This window comes from Agathobaculum sp. Marseille-P7918 (assembly GCF_964248325.1).
GTDB lineage: Bacteria > Bacillota > Clostridia > Oscillospirales > Butyricicoccaceae > Agathobaculum.
The window spans coordinates 204,223-225,855 of record NZ_CAXTXI010000001.1; the positions used below are offsets into that span (position 1 = coordinate 204,223).

At 49.9% G+C, this 21,633-nt stretch carries 22 protein-coding genes; 5 read left to right on the forward strand and 17 right to left on the reverse strand.

Annotated elements, in window-relative coordinates:
• Positions 1-4: 4 nt before the first annotated feature.
• From ACESSO_RS00980 to fliD, 6 genes are read right to left on the reverse strand one after another with little or no spacing between them, the layout of a single operon-like run.
• Positions 5-1,879, reverse strand: a complete 1,875-nt coding sequence (locus tag ACESSO_RS00980; protein ID WP_373163180.1) for a methyl-accepting chemotaxis protein — start codon at positions 1,877-1,879, stop codon at positions 5-7.
• A gap of 40 nt (positions 1,880-1,919) precedes the next feature.
• Positions 1,920-2,639, reverse strand: coding sequence for a cell division ATP-binding protein FtsE (locus tag ACESSO_RS00985; RefSeq protein WP_373163181.1), 720 nt, complete (start codon positions 2,637-2,639; stop codon positions 1,920-1,922).
• 32 nt (positions 2,640-2,671) lie between these two features.
• Positions 2,672-3,502, reverse strand: coding sequence for a C39 family peptidase (locus ACESSO_RS00990; RefSeq protein WP_373163182.1), 831 nt, complete (start codon positions 3,500-3,502; stop codon positions 2,672-2,674).
• A 43-nt stretch (positions 3,503-3,545) separates the two neighbouring features.
• Complete coding sequence (locus ACESSO_RS00995) at positions 3,546-3,920, reverse strand: hypothetical protein (RefSeq protein WP_373163183.1); 375 nt, start codon at positions 3,918-3,920, stop codon at positions 3,546-3,548.
• Positions 3,917-4,288 carry a flagellar export chaperone FliS gene (gene fliS, locus ACESSO_RS01000; RefSeq protein WP_373163184.1) on the reverse strand — a complete coding sequence of 124 codons (372 nt, stop codon included), beginning with the start codon at positions 4,286-4,288 and terminating at the stop codon, positions 3,917-3,919. Before fliS ends, ACESSO_RS00995 begins: the two co-directional genes overlap by 4 nt.
• A gap of 38 nt (positions 4,289-4,326) precedes the next feature.
• Complete coding sequence (fliD, locus tag ACESSO_RS01005) at positions 4,327-6,951, reverse strand: flagellar filament capping protein FliD (protein WP_373163185.1); 2,625 nt, start codon at positions 6,949-6,951, stop codon at positions 4,327-4,329.
• A gap of 157 nt (positions 6,952-7,108) precedes the next feature.
• Between fliD and ACESSO_RS01010 the strand changes: the two genes are divergently transcribed.
• Together ACESSO_RS01010 and ACESSO_RS01015 are read left to right on the forward strand one after the other, a co-directional pair.
• Positions 7,109-7,870: a ParA family protein gene (locus tag ACESSO_RS01010; RefSeq protein ID WP_373163186.1), complete on the forward strand. Its 762-nt coding sequence runs from the start codon at positions 7,109-7,111 to the stop codon at positions 7,868-7,870.
• A gap of 22 nt (positions 7,871-7,892) precedes the next feature.
• The gene (locus tag ACESSO_RS01015; RefSeq protein ID WP_373163187.1) at positions 7,893-8,837 is read left to right on the forward strand and encodes a late competence development ComFB family protein; all 945 of its coding nucleotides are present in this window, start codon (positions 7,893-7,895) and stop codon (positions 8,835-8,837) included.
• 58 nt (positions 8,838-8,895) lie between these two features.
• Here ACESSO_RS01015 and ACESSO_RS01020 read toward each other — a convergent pair whose 3' ends face one another.
• From ACESSO_RS01020 to ACESSO_RS01070, 11 genes are all read right to left on the reverse strand, one after another.
• Positions 8,896-9,129 (reverse strand): carbon storage regulator, encoded by a 234-nt coding sequence (locus ACESSO_RS01020; RefSeq protein ID WP_373163188.1) that lies wholly within the window; start codon positions 9,127-9,129, stop codon positions 8,896-8,898.
• Entirely contained in the window at positions 9,123-9,569 is a 447-nt protein-coding gene (fliW, locus tag ACESSO_RS01025) for a flagellar assembly protein FliW (protein ID WP_373163189.1), read from the reverse strand. The genes ACESSO_RS01020 and fliW overlap by 7 nt, the downstream gene beginning before the upstream one ends.
• A gap of 13 nt (positions 9,570-9,582) precedes the next feature.
• Positions 9,583-10,185: a DUF6470 family protein gene (locus ACESSO_RS01030; RefSeq protein ID WP_373163190.1), complete on the reverse strand. Its 603-nt coding sequence runs from the start codon at positions 10,183-10,185 to the stop codon at positions 9,583-9,585.
• Positions 10,186-10,225: 40 nt separating this feature from the next.
• Positions 10,226-11,248 (reverse strand): hypothetical protein, encoded by a 1,023-nt coding sequence (locus tag ACESSO_RS01035; RefSeq protein ID WP_373163191.1) that lies wholly within the window; start codon positions 11,246-11,248, stop codon positions 10,226-10,228.
• 25 nt (positions 11,249-11,273) lie between these two features.
• Positions 11,274-13,631: a flagellar basal body protein gene (locus ACESSO_RS01040; protein ID WP_373163192.1), complete on the reverse strand. Its 2,358-nt coding sequence runs from the start codon at positions 13,629-13,631 to the stop codon at positions 11,274-11,276.
• 24 nt (positions 13,632-13,655) lie between these two features.
• On the reverse strand, positions 13,656-14,120 hold the full coding sequence (locus tag ACESSO_RS01045) for a hypothetical protein (RefSeq protein WP_373163193.1): 465 nt from the start codon (positions 14,118-14,120) through the stop codon (positions 13,656-13,658).
• On the reverse strand, positions 14,120-14,368 hold the full coding sequence (locus ACESSO_RS01050; RefSeq protein ID WP_373163194.1) for a hypothetical protein: 249 nt from the start codon (positions 14,366-14,368) through the stop codon (positions 14,120-14,122). Before ACESSO_RS01050 ends, ACESSO_RS01045 begins: the two co-directional genes overlap by 1 nt.
• 192 nt (positions 14,369-14,560) lie before the next feature.
• Entirely contained in the window at positions 14,561-15,613 is a 1,053-nt protein-coding gene (locus ACESSO_RS01055) for a chemotaxis response regulator protein-glutamate methylesterase (RefSeq protein ID WP_373163195.1), read from the reverse strand.
• Positions 15,614-15,626: 13 nt separating this feature from the next.
• Entirely contained in the window at positions 15,627-16,436 is an 810-nt protein-coding gene (locus tag ACESSO_RS01060; RefSeq protein ID WP_373163196.1) for a protein-glutamate O-methyltransferase CheR, read from the reverse strand.
• Positions 16,437-16,476: 40 nt separating this feature from the next.
• Complete coding sequence (locus ACESSO_RS01065) at positions 16,477-16,962, reverse strand: chemotaxis protein CheW (protein WP_373163197.1); 486 nt, start codon at positions 16,960-16,962, stop codon at positions 16,477-16,479.
• Positions 16,963-16,998: 36 nt separating this feature from the next.
• Complete coding sequence (locus ACESSO_RS01070; RefSeq protein ID WP_373163198.1) at positions 16,999-19,134, reverse strand: chemotaxis protein CheW; 2,136 nt, start codon at positions 19,132-19,134, stop codon at positions 16,999-17,001.
• A 123-nt stretch (positions 19,135-19,257) separates the two neighbouring features.
• Between ACESSO_RS01070 and ACESSO_RS01075 the strand changes: the two genes are divergently transcribed.
• The 3 genes from ACESSO_RS01075 to ACESSO_RS01085 are packed head-to-tail and all read left to right on the forward strand — an operon-like array spanning position 19,258 to position 21,582.
• Complete coding sequence (locus tag ACESSO_RS01075; RefSeq protein ID WP_373163199.1) at positions 19,258-20,676, forward strand: hypothetical protein; 1,419 nt, start codon at positions 19,258-19,260, stop codon at positions 20,674-20,676.
• The gene (locus ACESSO_RS01080; protein WP_373163200.1) at positions 20,663-20,995 is read left to right on the forward strand and encodes an EscU/YscU/HrcU family type III secretion system export apparatus switch protein; all 333 of its coding nucleotides are present in this window, start codon (positions 20,663-20,665) and stop codon (positions 20,993-20,995) included. Before ACESSO_RS01075 ends, ACESSO_RS01080 begins: the two co-directional genes overlap by 14 nt.
• Positions 20,992-21,582, forward strand: coding sequence for a PilZ domain-containing protein (locus ACESSO_RS01085; protein WP_373163201.1), 591 nt, complete (start codon positions 20,992-20,994; stop codon positions 21,580-21,582). The genes ACESSO_RS01080 and ACESSO_RS01085 overlap by 4 nt, the downstream gene beginning before the upstream one ends.
• Positions 21,583-21,633: the final 51 nt, after the last annotated feature.

Below are 21,633 nucleotides of genomic sequence, written 5' to 3' on the forward strand. Positions count from 1 at the left end.
TCTCTTAGTACTTACCCGGATCGTCGAAGCTTGCGAACGAGGTGCTATGCCCGACTGGAAACCTATCCCCCGATACGGGGGAAGTACCTCCTGCATGAAAGCTGCCGCTGTTTACAGAAGTGGGGACATTGCTGTCATATGCCGAAGTGGCGGGCGCCTGATAGTCATATGACGGTGCCGGTGCTGCTGCCGGAACTTCATCGCTTGCGCCAACACGGAAAGAAGAGAATATCTGACGCAGCATATTAGCCTGAGAGGACAACTCTTCACTTGCCGCCGCAGATTCCTCGCTGGTTGCAGAATTCGTCTGCACCACTGTTGCGATCTGATCAATGCCCTGCGTGATCTGCTCGATAGACTCGGATTCACGCTCTGCTGCATCAGCGATCTGAGTAATCTTCTCAACCGCCTTGCTGGTCAGCTCCGTGCTGGAAGTAATGGATTCTGCCGCTGCATGCGCAATGCTGGAACCATTCTCAACCGCCTTAATGGAATTTTCGATCAGAGCAGTGGTATTCTTAGCTGCCTCCGCAGATTTGGATGCCAGATTCCGAACCTCATCCGCAACGACCGCAAAGCCCTTGCCTGCGGAGCCAGCGCGCGCTGCTTCTACAGCCGCATTGAGCGCCAGAATGTTGGTCTGGAATGCAATATCTTCGATAGTCTTGATAATTTTGCTGATTTCCTGCGATGTAGAAGTAATTTCGTTCATCGCCTGAATCATCAGAGTCATCTGCTGCTGGCTCTCCGAGTTCTGAGAACCCGCAGCGTCAGCATTCTCCTTTGCCGACTGTGCAGCCGCTGCATTCTTGCGCGCCGCAGTTGCAATATCATTGATAGTAGCAGACAACTGCTCGACCGCACTTGCCTGCTCGGTAGCACCCTGCGCCAAGGACTGTGCACCGGTCGATACCTGTTCCGCGCCTGCAGATACTTGCTCAATCGAAGATTTCACATTGGAAATCATCCGCTGCATCTGCGAGGTTAACTGTGTAAGCGCTACCGAAATGCCATGGAAAGATCCCGGCAAATCCACTTCACTTGTCACACTGAAATCACTATTTACCATTGCAGAAGTGATTCGTGTGATTTCATGGCATGCCGACTCAAGCACCTGTTGGCTGGAACGCAGTGCATCTGCCATTTCACCGATTTCATCCTTCGACTCATATGTAAGTCTGTGGCTCAAATTACCCTTGCTGATCTCAACCAATGCTTCGCGCGTCTCATCCAGCGGTCTGGTAATCGAATGAATCAGATTAACCGCAAAAACTACCACCAGAATCAAAAAAACAATCAGCAAAACGGCCATAATGATAAACATACGAGTAACTGATTGCTGCTGTTCAGAAACCGTTTGCGAAATCTTTGTTGAAATCGAATTGGAAAGATCCTCCGCCGCTTGTTGCTGCGCATTCAGTGCCGGCGTACACTCATTTACCAGAATGGACTTTGCTTGCTCAAAATCATCCTTCTGCAGCGCGCTGGTGATCTCAGGAACAATATTCTCCCATGCGGTAACGGCTGATATGTACGTAGCGTCTTTTCCGTCTCCCAACGTGTAATGATCCGAAACATACTCATGCGCACTGTCAAGTCCCGCTAATGCCTCATTCAGATTAGACTCATTTTCGTTATAATTCGTCTTTTCCGTATCCAGAACCATATCACGAGCATAGCGAGCAGCTGTATTGATCTCAATTCGGCTGGTCAAGACTTGCTCCTGCAACGCAACCTCATTATTAATCAAGCTCTCATACTGGTTGCGAAGCGAAAACGTATTCACTACAGAAATAATCAAAAGCACAAGCGATAGAAAAATTGGGATAGCAAACCCCAAAATTAGCTTGTGGTTAATTTTCATGTCTCTTAGTCGCATACCAAAAAATTCCTCCCAACAACTCATTATATATTTATTTTTATTCAAATCGGTTCGTTGCTCTTAACTCGCCGTATTTGCCCTTTTCAACGTCACCGGCAACTTTTCCGGCAACCAATGTAACCACCCTGCGGCACATGATATTCACAAAATCCTTCGCATGCGTTGCCATAATGACCGTGGTCCCACAGCGGTTGATCTCATTGAGGATATTCATAATATCCCATCCTGTATCATAATCGAGATTCGCAGTGATCTCATCCACAATCAGAATTGGCGGATTACAGATAATCGCACGTGCCAGCTCCACCATTTTGACCTGTCCGCCGGACAACTCAAATGGATACCGGTCCTCCATGGAGCGCATGCCGACAATCGACAAAGCCTTTCGGGTATTCTCCGGAATTACCTTTGACTTGACACCAAGCGCCCGCTGAACCAGCTCTAAATTTTGTCGCACAGTTTTTTTCCGAATCAGGCTCGCATCCTGCCAAACCTGACCGATATTTCTCCGATATACCGGCCGTCTCCAGCCGCGTATTCGTGTCAGCTCAACATCATCCAGCCAAATTTTCCCCTCATCCGCCACAATCTGATTGGCAAGCAACCGAAGCAATGTAGTTTTTCCTGCGCCGCTGCTGCCAATGAGGAAAACGAACTCTCCGCGGTCGATAGAAAGAGAAACATCATCTATCGCCGCAAAGCGTCTTTGCTCATTAGAAAAATATTTGGTTACATGCTGCATTTCTATCTGGGGCACAGTAAACCTCCTACTTGAGCGGTCAGGTGCCGCTAATCTGTCTGTTTGGATAAAAACCAGAGCGGTGCACCTGCCGTTTTGCTGGAACTCAATTCATTTAAAATAATTGATGCATCCCACTCCTGCAAACTGCGCGCCCTGCTGTTCGGATCAGCAACCAAAATATTGCCATCCAGTGTCACGCCACGCAACAAGATAAAATGTCCCCCACTGGTAAAATGTCCGGCGCTCATCAAAGCAACCGCAATACGGCCACCAGAAAGCTGTGTGCGCAGATCCTCCGGTGTCATAGAACTCGGAGAAGAGCACTCCAGCCCAAAGGCATTGGCCACGCCACGCACAATGCTGTGATATGACCCGCTTCCGGCAGCCCAATATCCATTTTGACTACACCAGCTGGCCATTTGCTTTGGATCCATATCCGCGCCGGTCAAGCTTTTTACCGCCATCGCCATCGCGGTCGGGCCGCAGCCATACGGGCCGACGCGATCGGAGCCATAGGGCTGATCCTTCCATGCCGGATCACTCTGCGCAAAATACGCAATCGAAACCGATCCGCCCGTCAGCACCTCCTGGCCATCCCGAATCACCAGCTCGGTGATTGCAGGATCTTCGATCGTCACGCCGCCGTCCGGTATTGCCGGCTCGCCTGCCCGCTGGGATTCAATCTGCTCCTGCCGCAGCGCGCTGCGTTCTGCGATGCGTTCTTTCACACCGTCAACAGCTACCCGCACCTGATCGCTTCCAAAGCGCCACAAATCACCCGATTTCTCCACGACCGGATCTACGATCTTATGGAAAATCGGCGGGTCAAGCCAATAGCAGGCTGCCAACTCGGCTCCACCGATAAAGACAACCGCCATAAAGCATAATCCTATTCGTTTTGTCCAGCTTTTTTTTCTCACGCTATGACTTTCTTTCACTGAGCACCTGATTGATTCTACTGTCAATCGGTACCAAACGTTCAATCACGCGCTTGTTCTGCTGCATTTGATTTACTACCATCTGCTCATCCGCGTTCTGTGGAGCATCCCCACGAACCAAAGCACGCCAACGTGCTTCAATATCCGGCGCATCAATTTCCACAATGCGCCGGATATTGCCGTCGAGTTCCTGCATACGGAGCACAGGCTCCTGACGCATGGCCAACAGCATGCCGAAAGAGGTGCGGTCATTTCTGTCCAGCGCCTCTCCCATCTGCATGGTTAAATCAAGTGTCTCTGTCAGGGCCGTATAACGCTTTCTGAGTTGTACCAGCAGCTTCATCCACTGCTCATTCATACGCCGCCCGCCTTCTGTGCCTGTCGGAATGTGTCCCGCAGGTCGGTCAATCGGGGCTTTACTTCGGCCAGAACCTTCTCGTTCCGTCCCACCTGTACGCGGCTTAGCTCGTAAGAGAAGAAATCGTACAGACGGTGCAGATCATGACTAATCGGATACTGCATATCAAGCGTGTCATCCAGATACCTTAGGATTTCCCGACAGCGGATAATTGATTCATCAAAAACCTCATAATTTTGGTTCTTCAGCGCGATTTCCGCACGGGTCAAACGCTTAATCAATTCATCATACAGCAGCATCAGCAGCTCGCCGGGAGTCATTGTATTGATCGACTGTGCTTTGTATTGTTGGTAGCCATGCATATCCATAGCCGAATTACCCCGTCCTTTCTATTTTACACCCCGTGTCAATAGCTACTGCCACCCATACTCATCAAATAGGAACTTTGCGAGTTCATCTGGGCGATCAAAGCTTCCAATTTACTGAATTTCGAGGTATAAAAATCAATTTTATCATTCAGCTGATCGGTCAGGGTATCAATCACATCATCATAGCTGTCGATCTTATCCTGCAGCGTATTCTGCAGCAACGCCATCGGAGAATACTGCGAACCAGCCTTTTCGATCAGAATACCCTTGGTGGCACCGGTTGTCGCCGCATATTTATCGAGCTGCACCTTCAGCCGAGACATTGCACCACCCGAAGAAGTGTCATCAACCCACGAAGTGGTACCATCCGAATTGGTAACCTGCTTCTGTTCCAGCGGCGCTGTAAACGCCTCTGCAACCGCATCCGGATCGCTGGCCAGCGCAGAGCGGAGCTTCGTCTCATCCAGTGTGATCTTGCCCTTATCCGAATAGCTGGTGGATACACTTACACCGATCGCATCCAAATCCAGATTGGAGAAAACAAAGCGCAGGCCATTAGATAAGCCTCCCAGATCGTTGTCACCAAACAGCAAACCTTCCTTCGCCTTGGTCTCATACTCCTCGATCTGCTTCTCGGTCATATCCGCCTTCTGATCATCGGTCAGAGGCTTATATTCATTTTTATGATCCGGCTGAGTCGAATACTGTTCGTTGATTTCCGCAAGAACCTTGTTATAATCCTCAACAAAACTCTTGACCGCATCGACAATCTTATCCGCATCAACCTTTTTATCGAACGTGACGCGCTCGCTCTCGTTGGTCGCCTCAAATGTGCCATTCGCGGTGACCTTGAATCCATCGATATCGAAAGTGTTTGTGCCACTGGTCAGGGTGGTCTTTACGCCGTTAATATACGCTTCCATCTGGGCATCCTGACCCTTGATGATATTCACTGAAGACACATTTTTATCAGAAGCAGGAGTTCCATTTACCTCCGTCACTTCTCCGTCTGCATTAAACTTAGCCGTTTCACCGTCTCGAACAACAGTAAAACCAGTCAACTTACCGTCTTGACTTTTATCGTACGTTACTGATCCAAACAAACTTGCTGCCAGATTTGTTCCACCTGCTCCGTTTGTTAAATCATTTCCAATCTCAATCTTTCCGCCTTCACCACCATGCTTTGAGGTAAAAACGAACTGATTAGCTGTTGATGAATAACTGACCTTAACGCCTGCTTTTTCATTGCTGTTAATGTCACTGAGAATAGTTTCCAGCGTAGTATCTGCCGTATACTCTTCACCAATTCGTACACCGTTGATTTCCAAAGCGTATGTGGCATTCCCATTGTCATCTGTGCCCACAGGTTCAAAATATTGGCGTGCGATCTTAGTAATTTTGGAACCATCTGCTTGCACTTCGTCAACCGTACCAAACAAATCACCAAGTGTTTTGCCAGTATTGACGCGGTTGGACGCACCACGGTCGATGCCAAAGATACCGCCCTTACCAACGACATTCAGCGTACCAGAATTAATGGAAAGAGTATCACTGCTGGAGTTGAGTACAAATTCCGGCTTAAAGTCATTCCCAGACCCACCCTTAACTGTGATACGATTATATCCAAATGCTTGATCAAACTGGGTTTGCAGATATTTCTGCATCTGCTCGCCTGCGTCTGTCACACCCTCACCAAAAATGGCTTTATACTCGTCTGTGCCCTCCGCCGGCATCTTAATGGCTACTGTTGTGCCGTTATAGGTCACGTTCATGGTTGCGCCAGCCAGTACTTCGCCTGCAGATTTCGTCGTTGTCAAGTCTTTGGCATCATCTACTGCCTGACTGGAAGCCAGCACCTCATCTCCTGTTATCTTGCTGCCTCCACTCAAATTCAATGCTTCCAATACAGACTTGGAAGAATAACCCTTGAGTTCCAGCGTGTTAGTCTCCTTGGTGCCATCGACAAAGCTGAGCTCCAGTTTGTTGTCAGCGGAAACCGACGCTTTAATTTTGGAATTCATCTTAATGCTTGATCCATCGGACAGGGTGATAGATGCATTACCAAGCTGCTTATTGATTTCATCCGCCACATCATCAAGCGAGTTGTACTCACGGTCGCTGTCAAATGTAATGGTAAATGTTTTGTTACCATACTCAAACGACATCTGCTGACCAGCAAAGTTGCTGACCTGTACATCACCCTTGAGGTCGACGGTTTTTGTTCCATTAATGCTGTCTGCATTTGTAACACCATTGAGTCCGGAGAAGCTGACGGTTTCTGTTTTCGCCAAGTTTTCTACTTTGCTGATTTGAATATCACTGTTCGTACTGCCGGAGGCAGAAATCATGTCCGCATTTTTACCCAGAGACGTAATGATGCTGGGCTGAAAAAACGCCGAACTCATCAGGTTGGTCGACGAAGTATACGAAGTATACTTGTTGGAAATCTGCACGAGCTGATCGCTGATGCTTCGATAAGCCTCCTGCTGCCACAGGAGGATCTGCTGATTCTGCTTCTGTGTGTCGATTTTGTTCTTGATGCCCATGACCATATTTTCGATCATGGATTCGGTATCCATGCCGCTTGCAAGACCACTGATTACATTGCGGTTTCCATAGATGCTGGAAGAACTGCTGCTGCTACTCACATTACTGACTGCCATATCAATCGCTCCTTCCAAATAACTGTTATTCGCCAACAGGAATTGACGAAAAGAAAATATGCGATAAAAAAATTTTATTCTATGTTTTTATTTCGACATGTAGTATACTAAACATAAGAGAATATTCAGATTTTTTTCAGATAAGGAAGTGTTTTCTATGGCGGAAATCATTGCCATTACCAACCAGAAAGGCGGCGTGGGAAAAACGACCACAGCAGCCGCGCTCATCACATCGCTTTCCGAACGCGGATATAAAGTGCTTGGCGTTGACCTCGACCCGCAGGGCAATCTTGGTTTCAGCCTAGGAGTGGACATCGAAAACGTACACACCATGTATGAAGTGTTCAAGAAACAAATTCCCATCGATCAGGCCATTTGCACCGTAACCTACGGAGACCTCCTTGCCTCCAACATTTTACTATCCGGTGTTGAGTTGGAATGCAACAAACCCGGACGCGAGTACATGCTCAAAACCGAGCTGTCGCTGGTTTCCGACCGCTATGACTATATCATTATTGATACTCCCCCTGCTCTCAATCTTTTGACCGTCAACGCTTATGTTACTGCGGACAAGCTCATTATTCCAATGGCGCCCGAAATTCTCAGCCTGCTAGGCGTAACGCAAATTAAGGAAACCATCGAAACCGTCCGGCAATATTACAACCCTAGCCTTAAGGTCATCGGCATCCTGCTGAATAAATTCAACGCTCGCCTGAACCTAAACCGTGACGTGCTCGAACTTTCCCAGCAAATCGCCCAGCAGCTTGACACGAAGGTTTTTACGGCCAAAATTCGTCAAAGCGTGATGGTAGCAGAGGCGCCCGCACACGGAGAAAGCATCGTTTCCTATTCCCCCAATTGTAAGCCCGCTATGGATTTCGTTGCCCTTGTAGACGAAATCCTTGCTGATAAATCCTAAACCACGGAAGGAAAGTTAAAAAATGGCATCAAAACGTAGTAACAAAACTGCACGCGTGCTCAACCTGATTGCAACCCCCAACGACGCAACGCCAGTCGAACCCGAACAGTCGACCGCCCCGGCTGCATCTGCGGAAACGCAAGCAGAGCCAACGGAAGCGCCCAAGGAAAAAGCTCGCTCCAGCGCACAAAAAACCAAGAAGGCATCCAAAGCTGCGACAGCCGCATCGACATCTGCCGCACCTGTCCCGGAAGAATCTTCTGCGGCTTCGGAAACGCCTACAGCAGAACAGCCGCAACCGCAAGCCTCTTCCGCACCTATGCCACAGCCTGTGGTTCCCATCTTGCAAACCGTACGGGAAAAGGAACAACAGCTCTCAGATGACATTAAATCAGGTCTGCTGCAGGCTTTAAGCGAAGCAGAAGCTCCCACGCAACCAACCTCATCCCCTGCAGACGAGCCGCAAGAGCTGTCAGCGGAGGAGAATAACAACAATCTGGGAACTGTTGCGACGACGGCTTCTGAACCCGAAGCCACGATAGAAGCAACCACAGAACCGGAAACCGAACAGGCATCTCCGGAAATACCGCAGCCAGAAGAGGTAACACCTTCTGTCAAGTCCTCCGAACCGGATCGGACCACCATAAAAGTACCACAGCCCCAAGCGCCATCCGAGGAGATTTACACCCCTGCCGGAGAACAGAATGTCGAATATACCAACGTCCTGCAGGAGCTTGTCGAAGAAACCTCGCTGTATTATATCGATAACATGCTGCAATGCCACTGCCAACGCTGCATCGTTGATATGAAAGCGCTTGCACTGACCAATCTTCCTTCAAAATATGTGGTACTCGAAAAATCCAAGCGTGCTGCTTATATGAGCGTATATGCGGCACGATATGAGAAAGAATTATCTGTTCAGATGATGCGTGCCTGCGTTATTGTCAATGAGCATCCGCATCATTAAAACAAAAATCCTGCGTCAAAATGACGCAGGATTTTTTCACTGCACCGGAAAACCGGCATTATTTTTCCTTCTCCTTGCGGAGCATTTGCAGCAGCTGCATCGGGGATTCCTTCTCCTGAGCGGCCGATCGGTTCTCCTGCTGCGCTTCCACCAATTCTGTCCGAAGCACCGCAATATCACGCGGGGCATCCACTGACAAGCGCACACGCCCCTGGCCGATTTCCTGAACCGTAACCACAATCCGATCCCCAATCGTAAGCGACTGGCCTTCTTTTCGTTGCAGGATCAGCATGCTCCGTCAGCCTTCTTTCCCAGCGATGAAAGTGGACACCGCATCTCATACTCGTCCAGAATCACCTGCCGCGCCTGACGTGTCTGGTCGTTCAACACCACCGGGCAACGCAGGTTGACCGTGCTCTTGGAGACCGGATTTTCCACTCTGCACAGCACATAATAGCACAAATCCTCACTTTTATCGACGCCCAACCGCCGCAAGTCCTCCTGCGGTAGTGTAGGACGATATTCCGGCATCACCATGAAGGGATTGAGCAGCGTAAATGCCAAAAAAGGCGTTTTTACGCTTTGTAAGCAGAGCAGGAAGTCCTCCTCTTCCGAAAAAGAGAGGAGGACAAATTCCTTTTCCTGTTCAAATCCAAACAAGCCATCCGAAAACCGAAGCGTTGTACTGTCGTCAATATTCAACTCACCAAAATATTTGGTTTGTATTTTCATACTTTGCTCCTTATCAAGCCTGTTCATCTAACGGCACATAGTCCGGATCCGCAGACGGTGGAACATAGACCGGTCCGCCAATATATTTGATGATGACATCCGGTTGTTGAGTAACAGTAAACTCGATATTGCCCGGAATGAATTCCACATTGCCCTTATCCATTCGCCAATCAAAATTGAGTTTATCCATCTCATACCGAATATTAAGCTCCCCGCCATCCCAGGTAATATCCGGTCCGGTGGTAGGCAGCCACTTCATCGCAAAATCGGTATTGACCTGTTGCGATTCCATCGCAAACTGGGAAATCAGCTGTTCCCCTATCTTTGCTTCCAACAGTAAATCACCCCGACGAGCATATGTTGCAGTGGTATCATAAACCTTTTGCTGACCACGCTGCGCAGCCTGCTCGATGCTCCGCATCGCAGTCGGCGACACCGAATTGCGCGCCTCAAACGTATCAATATTCACTTTGATCGGCTTGCTTCGAATCTGCAAGCCTCCCTGATTTCTTGAAATCTCCAAATCAACCGTTGAACGCTTATAATCAAGCCGCGCATGGTTAACCTTCATCTCCAGTTCTATCGGAACCGTTTTAATCTCTATCAGTCGTTCCATCCATCCATCACTCTTTCCCTTTTATTTCCGCTGAATTCTGTTAACTCATGTAGTCAATAAAGGATTGCGACAAGATATCATTTCCCACACGAAGTGCCGCATTATAGCTATACTGAGCATATGCGAATGTAGTCAGTGCATCGGCCAGATCCACGCGATCCAAGCCCTCATACTGCGTTTGCAGCGTATCACCGGTCGAAGTCAGGCGCGTGTCATTAGACTTTAGGAACTGCGCCTGTGTATCCATCTTAGTCCAGTTGGCGCGGAAGTCGGAGTTTGACTCCTGCAAATTATCGAACAACGCTTCAGCCCGCTCTTCATCTGCCGGATCTAAATAACCAGTCTCCGAATCTGCCCGGGAGTAAATCTCGCCCAATTCTGCAATGGTGCTGATCATATTTTTGGGGACACCATTTGCCGTACCATCTGTCGTACCATATCCCAGCAAACCAATACCGGAAATCGCAGAATTGAACGCCGTCGACGGTACCACTTGCTCGTTTTCATCCAACTGCATGCCCAGGCCAATGTCCACATATGCGACCTCATCAGCCATTTCCTTGAAAGCTGCTTCATTCGCCGGATCGTTTACATCCAAGCCACGGAATAACAGCTTGCCGTCCTTCAGTTCAAACGGAGCATTATCACCGTCTGCACCTGCGAAGATAAACTTTTCACCATACTGCGCATTAAGCGTTTGTACCATGCCCTCTGCAATGCCCTTAAGCGTTTCACCTAATTGCACACGCGCGCCTGCCTTGCTGTCATCCTGTCCCTGCTCAGCTGCATCCAACGCATCCAAATACTGCTCCTGTAATTTTTGCAAACTGCTGCCTGCGGCCTCAAATTTACTGATCATTTCCTCGCTCATGCTCTGCTGCGCAGTATTGCGGGCATAAGCCGAATGCAAACGGAAAGACTGCGTTGCCAAAGACGGCGACTCCGCATAAGACGTAAAACGTCGTTGAGTCAGCACCGTATTCATCGACTGAAACTGATTGAGTGTTGCTCGCGCCAAGTGACCGCGATAGGTACGCAGCGTACCGTTTGTGGTAACACGCATCATAATTTTCCACTACTCCTTTCTGTCAGCGTCCGACAACGCCCATACCATTGATGACCTTATCCATCGCTTCATCCAGCGCGGTCATCAAGCGGCAGGCTGCTGCGAACGATTTTTGATACTGCAGGAGGTTGATACCCTCATCATTCAGATCCACGCCCGATACACTGTCGCGGCTGGTGTTGATTTCATCAGCTGCTGTTGCATAGGTTTCATAGATCGTGGAAGTCGTATTAATATGCGAACCCAGCACACCTTCCATGTTCGAGTAGCAGCTCTCCAGATTGCCCTGATAGATATTCGAGGATGCAACCGAACCGCCAATCTTGCCGGCTCCCATCTTGAAGGCATCCGTCGCCGCATTCTGATCATCCGTAATTTGAATGTCGGTGACTAGGCTGCACAACACGCCATCATCAATTTTACCGTCATTGGCCTTCAATGTAATGGTTCCATCTTTAACCTCAATATCAGCAAACTGCGACAACTCCTGATTACCTGCAATTGCTGCTTGCAAATTTGACAGCGTTGCATCCGCATCCGCGCCGGATTGAAAATCAACCGTCACGGTATGCTTCTGATTCATACTGTCAATATAGGTGATCTGTGCCTTCAGATTCTGTCCCTGTGCGCCCGTTTGCTCGAGCTTGCCGCTGGTAAACGGTGTTTCATCTTGCCGAACAATATCGGTTGCCTGATAATTATACGCTTCATTCAAAATATTGTAGAATCGGTTAATATTATCATTTTCTGAGCTGACCGCATCCGGCTTAGTAGAAGGCACAACCGTCGTCTCACCGGTCTGCCACTTCTTGGATATCGAGATATTGGATGCAGTAATCAGCTGCGTCGGATTATCCGGATCGTCACCGTCCGCCACGAACAGGTTCCCCGCTCCCTTGATACCCAAGTCGGCAAGCGACTCTCCGTCTGCGTTCGTGGTATTGATCCGGTTCATCTCGGTAGCAATTTTATTGGCCAGCATGTCCAACGACCGCATGTAATACGGAATACCACGGATATTGTTATAAGCAGCATCCGTGCTGAATTCACCGGAGCCAACCAGCATCTGACGGGTCGATTCAAGCGCGCCGTATCCCATGCCATCCGTGACTGCACCTTCATTACTCAGCACCGCTGGCGTCGACTTCTGACTGCTGAACGAAACCTTCGCGCCAGCAGCCATTTCCATGCTTGTAATATTGAGTGCATCCTTGCCTTGCTGCTGGGACACCAGACTGACACCGCTATTGGTTGTTGTTACCGTGAAGTTATCCTTCAGCGTCGGATCATTCGCCAAAGCATCGCGCAGACTTTGAACCGTTGCTTCCCGGGCCGCTTTTACCGCATCCGGATCGTTCGGATCGGTCGGCGCGGTCACATTAAATGTAACATTAGCAGAATTTTTATTTCCCGCTGCATCCGTATAATTGACCGTGATTGTTTGCTGATAGTCTGCGGCCAATGTTTTATCGAAGTTCAATCCGCTGAGCGTAAAGCGGGAAGAAGTGTTAGAGGTCTGAATGCCATCCGGATCATGTAACTCACTGATATTCAAGAACATATCCGCATCGCCATCGACCAAGCTTATATCCGCGCGGTCGATGCCATCAATCAGTGTCTGTCCCGGCTTTCCGGTCTGTGCATTCACCATTTTGATGGTCAGCTTTTCCACTTCAACGCCCGCGCCGACATCTTCCATGCTATAGGTGACATCTATCTTCATAGACTCAGAAAGCGTGTCGATCAGCGTATTGCGCTGGTCCCGCAGTTCGAGTGCGGCATCCCCATTGATGTCCGCAATGCGAATCTGCTGATTCAGTTCCTGAATTTTTTTCAGCACATTATTCGTGTCCTGAATATCCTCGTTATACTGCTGCAGGATATTGTCATAAACCTGCTGCAACTTGGACGCACTAGCATTAAGCAGTGTGCACAAATCCTGCGCCGATTCACGCATCAGCGTTTCAAATTCCTGCTCACCCACATGGCTGCCCAGCTCGCTGATATTGGTCAGCAGGTCCTGCAACTGGGTAACAATACCCTCTTTATCGACATTGTTGATGACACTTTGCAGCTGATCGAGCACATTGAGCGTGGCATCGGTCGAACCAACGCTCGACATTTCCTTACGGAAACGGATGTCCAGATACGGGTCGCGTAACTGCGATACGCCCGCAAGCATTACGCCCGAACCAACCGAAGCCGAACTGCTGGAGTGATACAATCCTCCACTATTCGTAATAAAGCTGTACTGGTCGAGCTGCTGACGGGTGTATCCCGGTGTGTTAATATTAGAAATGTTCTGTCCGGTTACATTGAGCGCCATCTGACTGGCGATCATACCGAGACGCGCTACTGTAAACTCACCAAAAGTCGCCATATCGGCGGTACCTCCTCTTTAAAGTCATGCATGGAAATCCGTGTGTGCACCGCTGACAGAAGCCATATGCTCCTTTGTCTGCACCGGATCAAATCCCAGATTGGTCATCATACCTTCCACTTCATGCAGGCTGCATTCCAACGCGGAACGTGCCACTTCGGCAGCACCTTGCAGTACACGGTACTGCGTGCTTAGCATCTCCCCCGCAGCCTTAATCTCCTGACGCAGTGCCTCATCCGGCACATGCTCCGGCAACTGCGTCAGACGAATATTTTCCAATCCAAGGTCTGCCTGAAGCTTGATTCTGCGCTGATCCGCATTTCGCAGCGCCAGAGACAGCGCCTGCTCCTGCTTCATGCATTCGCCCAGCTTTTCCAGATCATCCGTGCGCACAGCAGCTGCAACCGCCTTCTGCGTACTCGTCAAATCCTCGAGTGTGCGCGTGAGGTCACGAATCAGCTTTAACATATCCTGAAAGCTGCCCGCCATCAGCACACACCTCCCAGCAACATGATCTGTGCCGCCAGGCTGTCAATGTTGATTTTATAATCACCATTTAAAACCTGCTGCCGAACCTGCGGCACCTCCTCGGATTGCTGCGTCCGCACCTCCTGCGAGAGACGGCTGGACAGCTCCAAGGAAAAACGCTGATCCTGAGAATAGTGTGTAGCTTTCAATTCCACACTGTCATATTGTCCGGAAGAGCGGTACTGCCCCTCCACACTTTCCATTTGCATGTGTGGCCTCTGGAGAGGGGTCATTCCTCCTGTTTTCGAAACCATCATCATCGGTCAACTCCTCTGTTCCTCAATACTACCACATAGCTTTTGTTGCTACAGATATTTATTTTATCGGATAGAAATAAAAAAAAATAAGCGTTAAACTACATTTTTTGTTTAACGCCCATTTTTTTATTTTATGAGATTGTCTCAGAGATGCGAACCACTCAAATGTCTTACCAGTACACCGGCAATATTTTCGCACGATGCCTGCTGCATCACCGCACCGATATTGTTTGCAACCATCGGCATGCCGTAAACCACACAGGAATCCTTATCCTGTCCTATCGTATAAGCACCCTTCTTACGCATTTCCAGCAGGCCCTTGGCGCCGTCACTTCCCATTCCGGTCATGATGATGCCCACCATGTGGCACCGAACATTCTGCGCCATCGACAGGAACAGAGCGTCTACCGACGGACAATGTCCGCTGACTTTTTCTCCCGGCATACAGGAAACCGTATATCTGGTGCCGTTGCGCACCACGCGCATCTGCTTATCGCCCGGAGCAATCAGTACCCGCCCCCGCACGATTTCGTCTCCGTTCTCCGCTTCTTTCACCTTCATCTGGCAAATGCGGTCCAATCGCTCCGCATACATCTGCGTAAATCCGGGCGGCATATGCTGCACAATCACCATGCCCGGAATATTGGCAGGCAGGCGGCGCAGCACCTCCAGCGTTGCCTCTGTTCCGCCGGTCGACGCTCCCAGGCCGATGATCACATCGGTAGGCGCTGCGCCCATTTTGAGCGGCAGAGACGCAATCCGGTTGGTAGACGCAGTCGGTTTCAGCGGCGGACGGCGCACCCGTGCGCATGAAGCGACAACAATTTTATTGGCCAGTGCTTCGATAAACCGATCATTTCCTTCAGTTCCATCCGGCTTACGCACAAAATCTACCGCGCCAACTGCCATTGCGTCAAAAACGCGCAGATTTAAAGACGAAACCAGAATAATTGGAATTGGATGGATCGGCAAGATCTCCTTGACAAAATCAATGCCGTTTGTCCCCGGCATTTCCACATCCAGCGTCATGACATCCGGATGGAGGATGGGGAGCTTTTTGCGGGCGTCCATTGCGTTGAACGCTTCCCCCACCACCTCAATATTGGGATATCGAGACAGTCCATTCTGGATGATACGTCGCGCAAGCATTGAATCATCTACAATCATCACACGAATCTTCTTCGTGTCAAATCCCATTGTTCCCATCCTTTCAAGCCTTTTGGAACGTCGCCGGACGCAGAATGCGATACGGGCTGTCCTTGCTGATATTCTCCGAATGGCCAATCAGCAGGTATCCGCCCGGATTGGTCGCATCATAAAACCGCTGTATCAGAGCATCCTTTGTCGGCTGGTCAAAATAGATCATAACATTCCGGCAGAAAATCACATCGAACTTAAGTTTAAACCGGATAGGATCCATCAAATTAAAGGTCCGAAAAATTACATTCTTACGAATCTCCGGCGTCACCGTGTAAAGCCCGCTGCCATCCTGCCGCCTGATAAAGTACTTCCTGCGCCATTCGGGCGGAATATCCGCCGGGAGTTCATAAGAAGGATCCCGCGCTTCCGCCAAGGCCCTCTGTGAAATATCCGTGGCCAATACACGGGTATCCCATGCCGAAGCCTTCGTGCCGAAGTACTCCTTGAGACACATGGATATATTATACGGCTCTTCGCCGGTCGAACAACCGGCGCTCCAAATCGAAAGCACTTTTTTTTGCTCGTTACGCTTAGTAATGTCCGGCAGGATCACTTTCATAAAGAAATCATAGTGATCCTTTTCACGCATGAAGTAAGTATAATTTGTTGTCAGCTTATTAAGCACAAACTCAATCTGCTCCTTATCCTTTTTGTTGAGCAGATCGTCTACAAACTCCTTGAAACTGGTATAGCCCTGCGCTTGCAAGGAAGCGGACAGCCGGCTGTTGATGAGCAATCGTTTCTGTTTCAGGTTGATCCCGTAATTGTCCTGCATAAAGCGAACCATTCGGCGGAAATCCGAATCAGATAACTGCATCATATCTCAACACCCCTTTTGCATGTATTTTGCAAAACTGTTTTCAGCTTTGCAGCAGCAGCGGACAATCCAGAACCAGCATAGTGCCCGACCCATCCGGCATTGCACACATGCCCGACACATACTTCTGCGCATTGTGCGCCGGCATCGGCAGAATGGTTTCTACCGGTATATCGATAATTTGATTGACCGTGTCCACCAGAATACCGATCTGCATCTCGTTGACATTCAAAACAATAATGCAATCCGTATCCATCTGCATAAGGCTCAGGCGCAGGCGCATATCAATCAACGGGATCGTCTGTCCGCGTAAGTTGATGATTCCGCGCACATAATCCGGCACCATAGGGATTTTTGTAATAGGATAATTGGTGATGATCTCAATGACACTTTCCGCTTCGATACCGAACATCAGGTTATCGGTCTGAAAGGTCAGATATTTTTTGGTTGCAATTTCGGTTAACTCTTTCTTATCCAGCTCAGCCGCCTGCTCCTCTTCTGTGGCAAACAGCATATTTTCATCAGACATGTTTGATTCACTCCTTCTCCGGCGCGCGTTTGACGATCAATAACCCGCAAAACCGGTATTTGATGTAAGCAGGCTGGCAACATCCAAAATCAGGCTGATATTGCCGTCTCCCAAAATGGTGCAGCCGACAATACCCGCTTCTTTAATTCCAAAGCTGTTCAGATACGTCGGCAGCGGCTTGATGACCACCTGCTGCTCGCCAAGCAGTTCATCGACAAACAGGCAGTAGGAGTTTTCGCTGGTTTCCACCCACACGAAAATTCCGTCGTCCGTTTTGCTTGCTTTCGGCTGCAGCCCATACAGCTCATGCAGACGCACGACCGGATAGAAATTATCCATCTTGCTGATCATTTCGCCCTGCATTGCGTCGTGAATGATTTCCGCCTCGGACGCATTAAAGGACTGGCGAATGTTCTGCAGCGGGATGGTAAAGATAGAATCGCCAACCGAAACCTCCATACCGTCCATAATCGCCGTAGTCAGCGGGATTTTAAGCGTCGTACAGGTGCCCTTACCAAACTCGCTGCTCATCAGCACAATACCGCCGACCGACTCAATGTTCTTTTTCACCACGTCCATACCAACACCGCGGCCGGAAAATTCCGTAACCTCCGTATTGGTGGAAAAGCCGGGCATCATCAGGAAGTTCAGGATCTCGCGCTGGCTGTAATCCGTATCCGGATTTGCAATCCCCTGCTTAATGGCTTTACGCAAAACCGCATCGCTGTCCACACCTGCGCCGTCATCCTCAATGCGAATGATCACCTCACTGCCCGTGTTCTGCGCGGACAGGATGATTTCGCCCTCCGGATTTTTGCCCGCTGCAATGCGCGTCTGCTCATCCGGCTCAATGCCGTGATCCATGGAGTTACGGACGATGTGCATGATAGGATCGCTGATTGCATCCACAATCGTCTTGTCAATTTCCGTATCCTCACCAATGATGGTCAGTTTTGCGCGGCGGCCCAGCTTCTGACCCATATCACGGACAATACGGCGCATTTTCTGGAACGTACCGGAAACCGGCACCATGCGCAGCGACATCGAGATATCCTGCAATTCGTCGGTCAGCTTGCGCAGCTGCCGGGCGGATTTATTAAAATTATCCAGCTTGGCAGCGTCGATCCCCTTGAGATCGGGCGATGCGGTTACCATAGCCTCCGTGATAACAATTTCCCCCACCACTGCCATCAGTTGGTCGAGCTTGGACAGGTTGACGCTGATAAGGCTCTGCTTAATCTGATGATGGGCCTGATTCTGTGCGTTGCTTGTTTCCGTCTTGGTGCTCTCTGCCGCCGGCTCCGCTTTCTTTTTCGGCGCCGGAGCAGCTTCATGCTTCGCAGGCTCCGCAGCCTTGGCTGGCTCACTTGCCGGTTCTGCCGGCGCCGCAGGCTGCGCCACGGGTTCCTCATCGATTTCCTGAAAGTTCTTGACAAAGCCCAAGCCGCTCACAACCTGAATCGCCTGTTTGCGATCATTGTCCGAGCTGAAATGCATCACAAAGCCATTCTCAGCGATAGATTCCGACAGAGAAGGATCGTTTTCCAGGTTTTCCGGTTCATAGGTAAACTCCTGCATGCACTGGTCTTTTACATCGCTGACCGCCATAAAAGCGCGCAGGTTTTCCATCCCGCAGCCTTCATCCAGGAACACACGCAGCGAATACCGATGGTCGGCGTCCGCATGACTGTTTTCCGCCGCAGGTGCGGCCTGCGCAGGCTGCGCCTGCTCCTGTGTCTGTGCCTGCGCCTCAGCTGCCTCTCCGTTAATTTTGTCGATGAACATATTAATTGTATTCAGGAAATTGTCGATATTGTTAGAAAGAGGTTCTCCGTTCTCGATCTTGCTTACTTCACTGCGGAAGTAATCAATCGACTTGAACAGCAGATCAAACAGCTGCGGCCGGTCCTGTTCCGGAACAATCTCCATCGTTTTTTCACGAATCAGATAGAACAGATCCTCAATCCGATGCGCAATTGTCATCAGAGGTTCAAATTCCATCATTGCCGCAGAACCCTTCAGGGTATGCATGATACGGAAGATTTCATTTACATCATCTTCCGAAAGCGTGTCCGCCTGTTCGGCTGACAACATAATATTATCAAGCTGTTCCAGCAGTGTATTTGTTTCATACAAGTACATTTCCAGAACGCTATCGCTGTTATTTTCCATAAAATGAACGCCGCCTTTCTGAATTTTGAATAACCGTGTTTATTATAAATTCGACCAAATGCGGCAGGAATTAAGGCAGCACGCAAAACATTACAGAAATTTCTATGGAAATGGAGCCTTACTATGCCAAACATTACAAGCGTGACCAATCCCGTTCCGGGGCAGGAAGGCAATACATACCGGTCCCCCATCACGCCAAACGACACACAAATTCAGAACATTCCGGACCCGACGCGCGTCGGGCGCGCGGATGCCCGGTCAGACCGTCAGGATACGGCCAACATGGATGTCGGGCGCCGCTACGACTCCTATTTTCAAACGTTTCTGCAGGCGCTGCGCTCCTCCGGATCGATTACCGAAACCGCTGCGCGTTTCCTTATCGCCCACTCGGGTACGCTGGTGCTCTCCGGACTTTCCCAAGGCATCGCACAGGAGCTTTCTCAGTTTATGCAGATGCTCAGCGTCGGACCGGAAGAGCTGCTCACTCTGCTGCAAAACCAGATGTCCTCCGGCGCACGCTTCAGCGGCAAGTTGTTCGATGCGCTGCGGGATGTTTTGCAGCACAACCCGTCTGCCGGCTTGAAGACCGATATTTTGCAGTTTCTCAAGCGATTTAACGACTTTTCTTCCACCTCCCATATCGAACGCAATTTACAGCGCACCATTCGGCAAATGACATGGTTTATGCCCAGCCGGTTCAGCAGCACGCTGGAGGGACACGCCACTCAGCTCGAGCAGCTGCTCGCGAAGGGCGACCGGGGCGGTGTACTGCAACTCATGCAGGGCACCATTCTCCCCTTCCTTTCAGACTATGTTTCTCAGATGCATGACCGTGGTATTGCCCGCAGCCTGCTGAGCATGCTGATTCTCGACATTGCCCGCTATGAGAACGGCAATCCGCAGTCCATGCTACAATCCTTCTATCAGCTGCTCGGCTACTCCTCCATGAAGGAGCATTTCGGACAGATGGACAGCAAACAGCTGATTCGTCTGCTGCAGGAAAGCGCGGCCTCTATCAACAATACCAACAACCCAATTGCAGACCATCTTTCGCAGATGTCCGCCGCTGCCCTGCGCAGTGAAGGCAATGCAGAGCTTCGGCAAACCTTTCAAGCGCTCGTCGATTCTATTCTGGTCAATCAGAGCGTATATATGCCGCTGGCGCACGCCATGCTGCCGGTGGAGATGGACGGCAGAATGATGTTTTCCGAATTGTGGGTTGATCCAAACGCGGAAAACGAAAGCGGCTCGTTCTCACAGGAGAAATCCATGCGCATGCTGCTCAAGTTCGATATACAGGAGCTTGGCATGTTCGATCTGGTGCTGACCTATCATGACGGCACCGTGGACGCCTCTCTGCACTGCCCGCCGCATTTGGAGAAGTTCACCGAGCAGTTTGAGCAGAAAATGGCAGCGCTGGCCGAACAGGATGGATTGAAGGCGGCCACCATGCGCGCTTCTCCCATGGCGCGGCCGCTTGCCATTTCCGAGGTATTCCCCAAAATATTTGAAAGGAAGGACAGCATCAATGTCGCAATATGATGGCAGTCGCAAGGCAGTAGCCCTGCAATATGAAAACGGCTCGCCGGCCCCCGTTGTGGTCGCCTCCGGCATGGGCTATCTCGCAGAGAAAATCGTTGAGGTTGCCGCAGAGAACGGTGTCCCGGTTTACGAAGACACCTCGCTGGCCACGATGCTTTCCCAGTTGCAGCTCGGTCAGGAAATCCCGGAATCATTATATCGGTTCATCGTGGATGTTTATGTATATTTCCTGCATTTCGACCCTAACAACCCGCAAAAGCCGCGTGTTCCGGTTTCCAAGGATACCGCGGCAGCTAACAAGGAGGCGACTGAAACATGAACCGAAAAGGAGCCGAAAGCGAAAAATTTGTTTTTCTGGACGATAACCACCAAACGCTTGCCAGCGCCGTTCTGCTCGGGCAGCAAGGCCAAATCAAGTCATTCCGCCTGATTTATGCCCCGAACTGTGATTTGCAGGCGCTCTCGTCCTTTAATGTGCTGAGTGTCAATTCCACCGAATTCATGGCTTGGCGTGGCAGAATTAAGCAAATTCGCGGCGATGTTCTGGATTTTATTGCGGAAGAGCGAATTGACTCCCGTCTGCGCAGACATTTACGCATCCCCATGGCATTTCGCACCTACTTATATCCGCTGCACGGCCATGGCACCCGTCTTCCGATCATCAGCAAGGATATCAGCTGCGGCGGCATCGCTCTGTATTGCGTCACCCCGCTCAAGACCGGTGCGAAGTTTGAAATTGCCCTGCCCTGCACCGAGCCTCCCATCATTGTCCGGCTCGAGATTCTTCGCGTCCTTTCTAAGGAAAAGAACCTGTACTCCTGCCAGTTCATCGATATGCTGCCTCAGGAGGAAGCAATGGTTCAAGAAAGTATTTTTGAATATGACCTGCACCATCACACTGCGTAGGCCTACCGCGAATCCAAAAGAAAAGGTGTTGTAAAGATATGATGCGCTTTA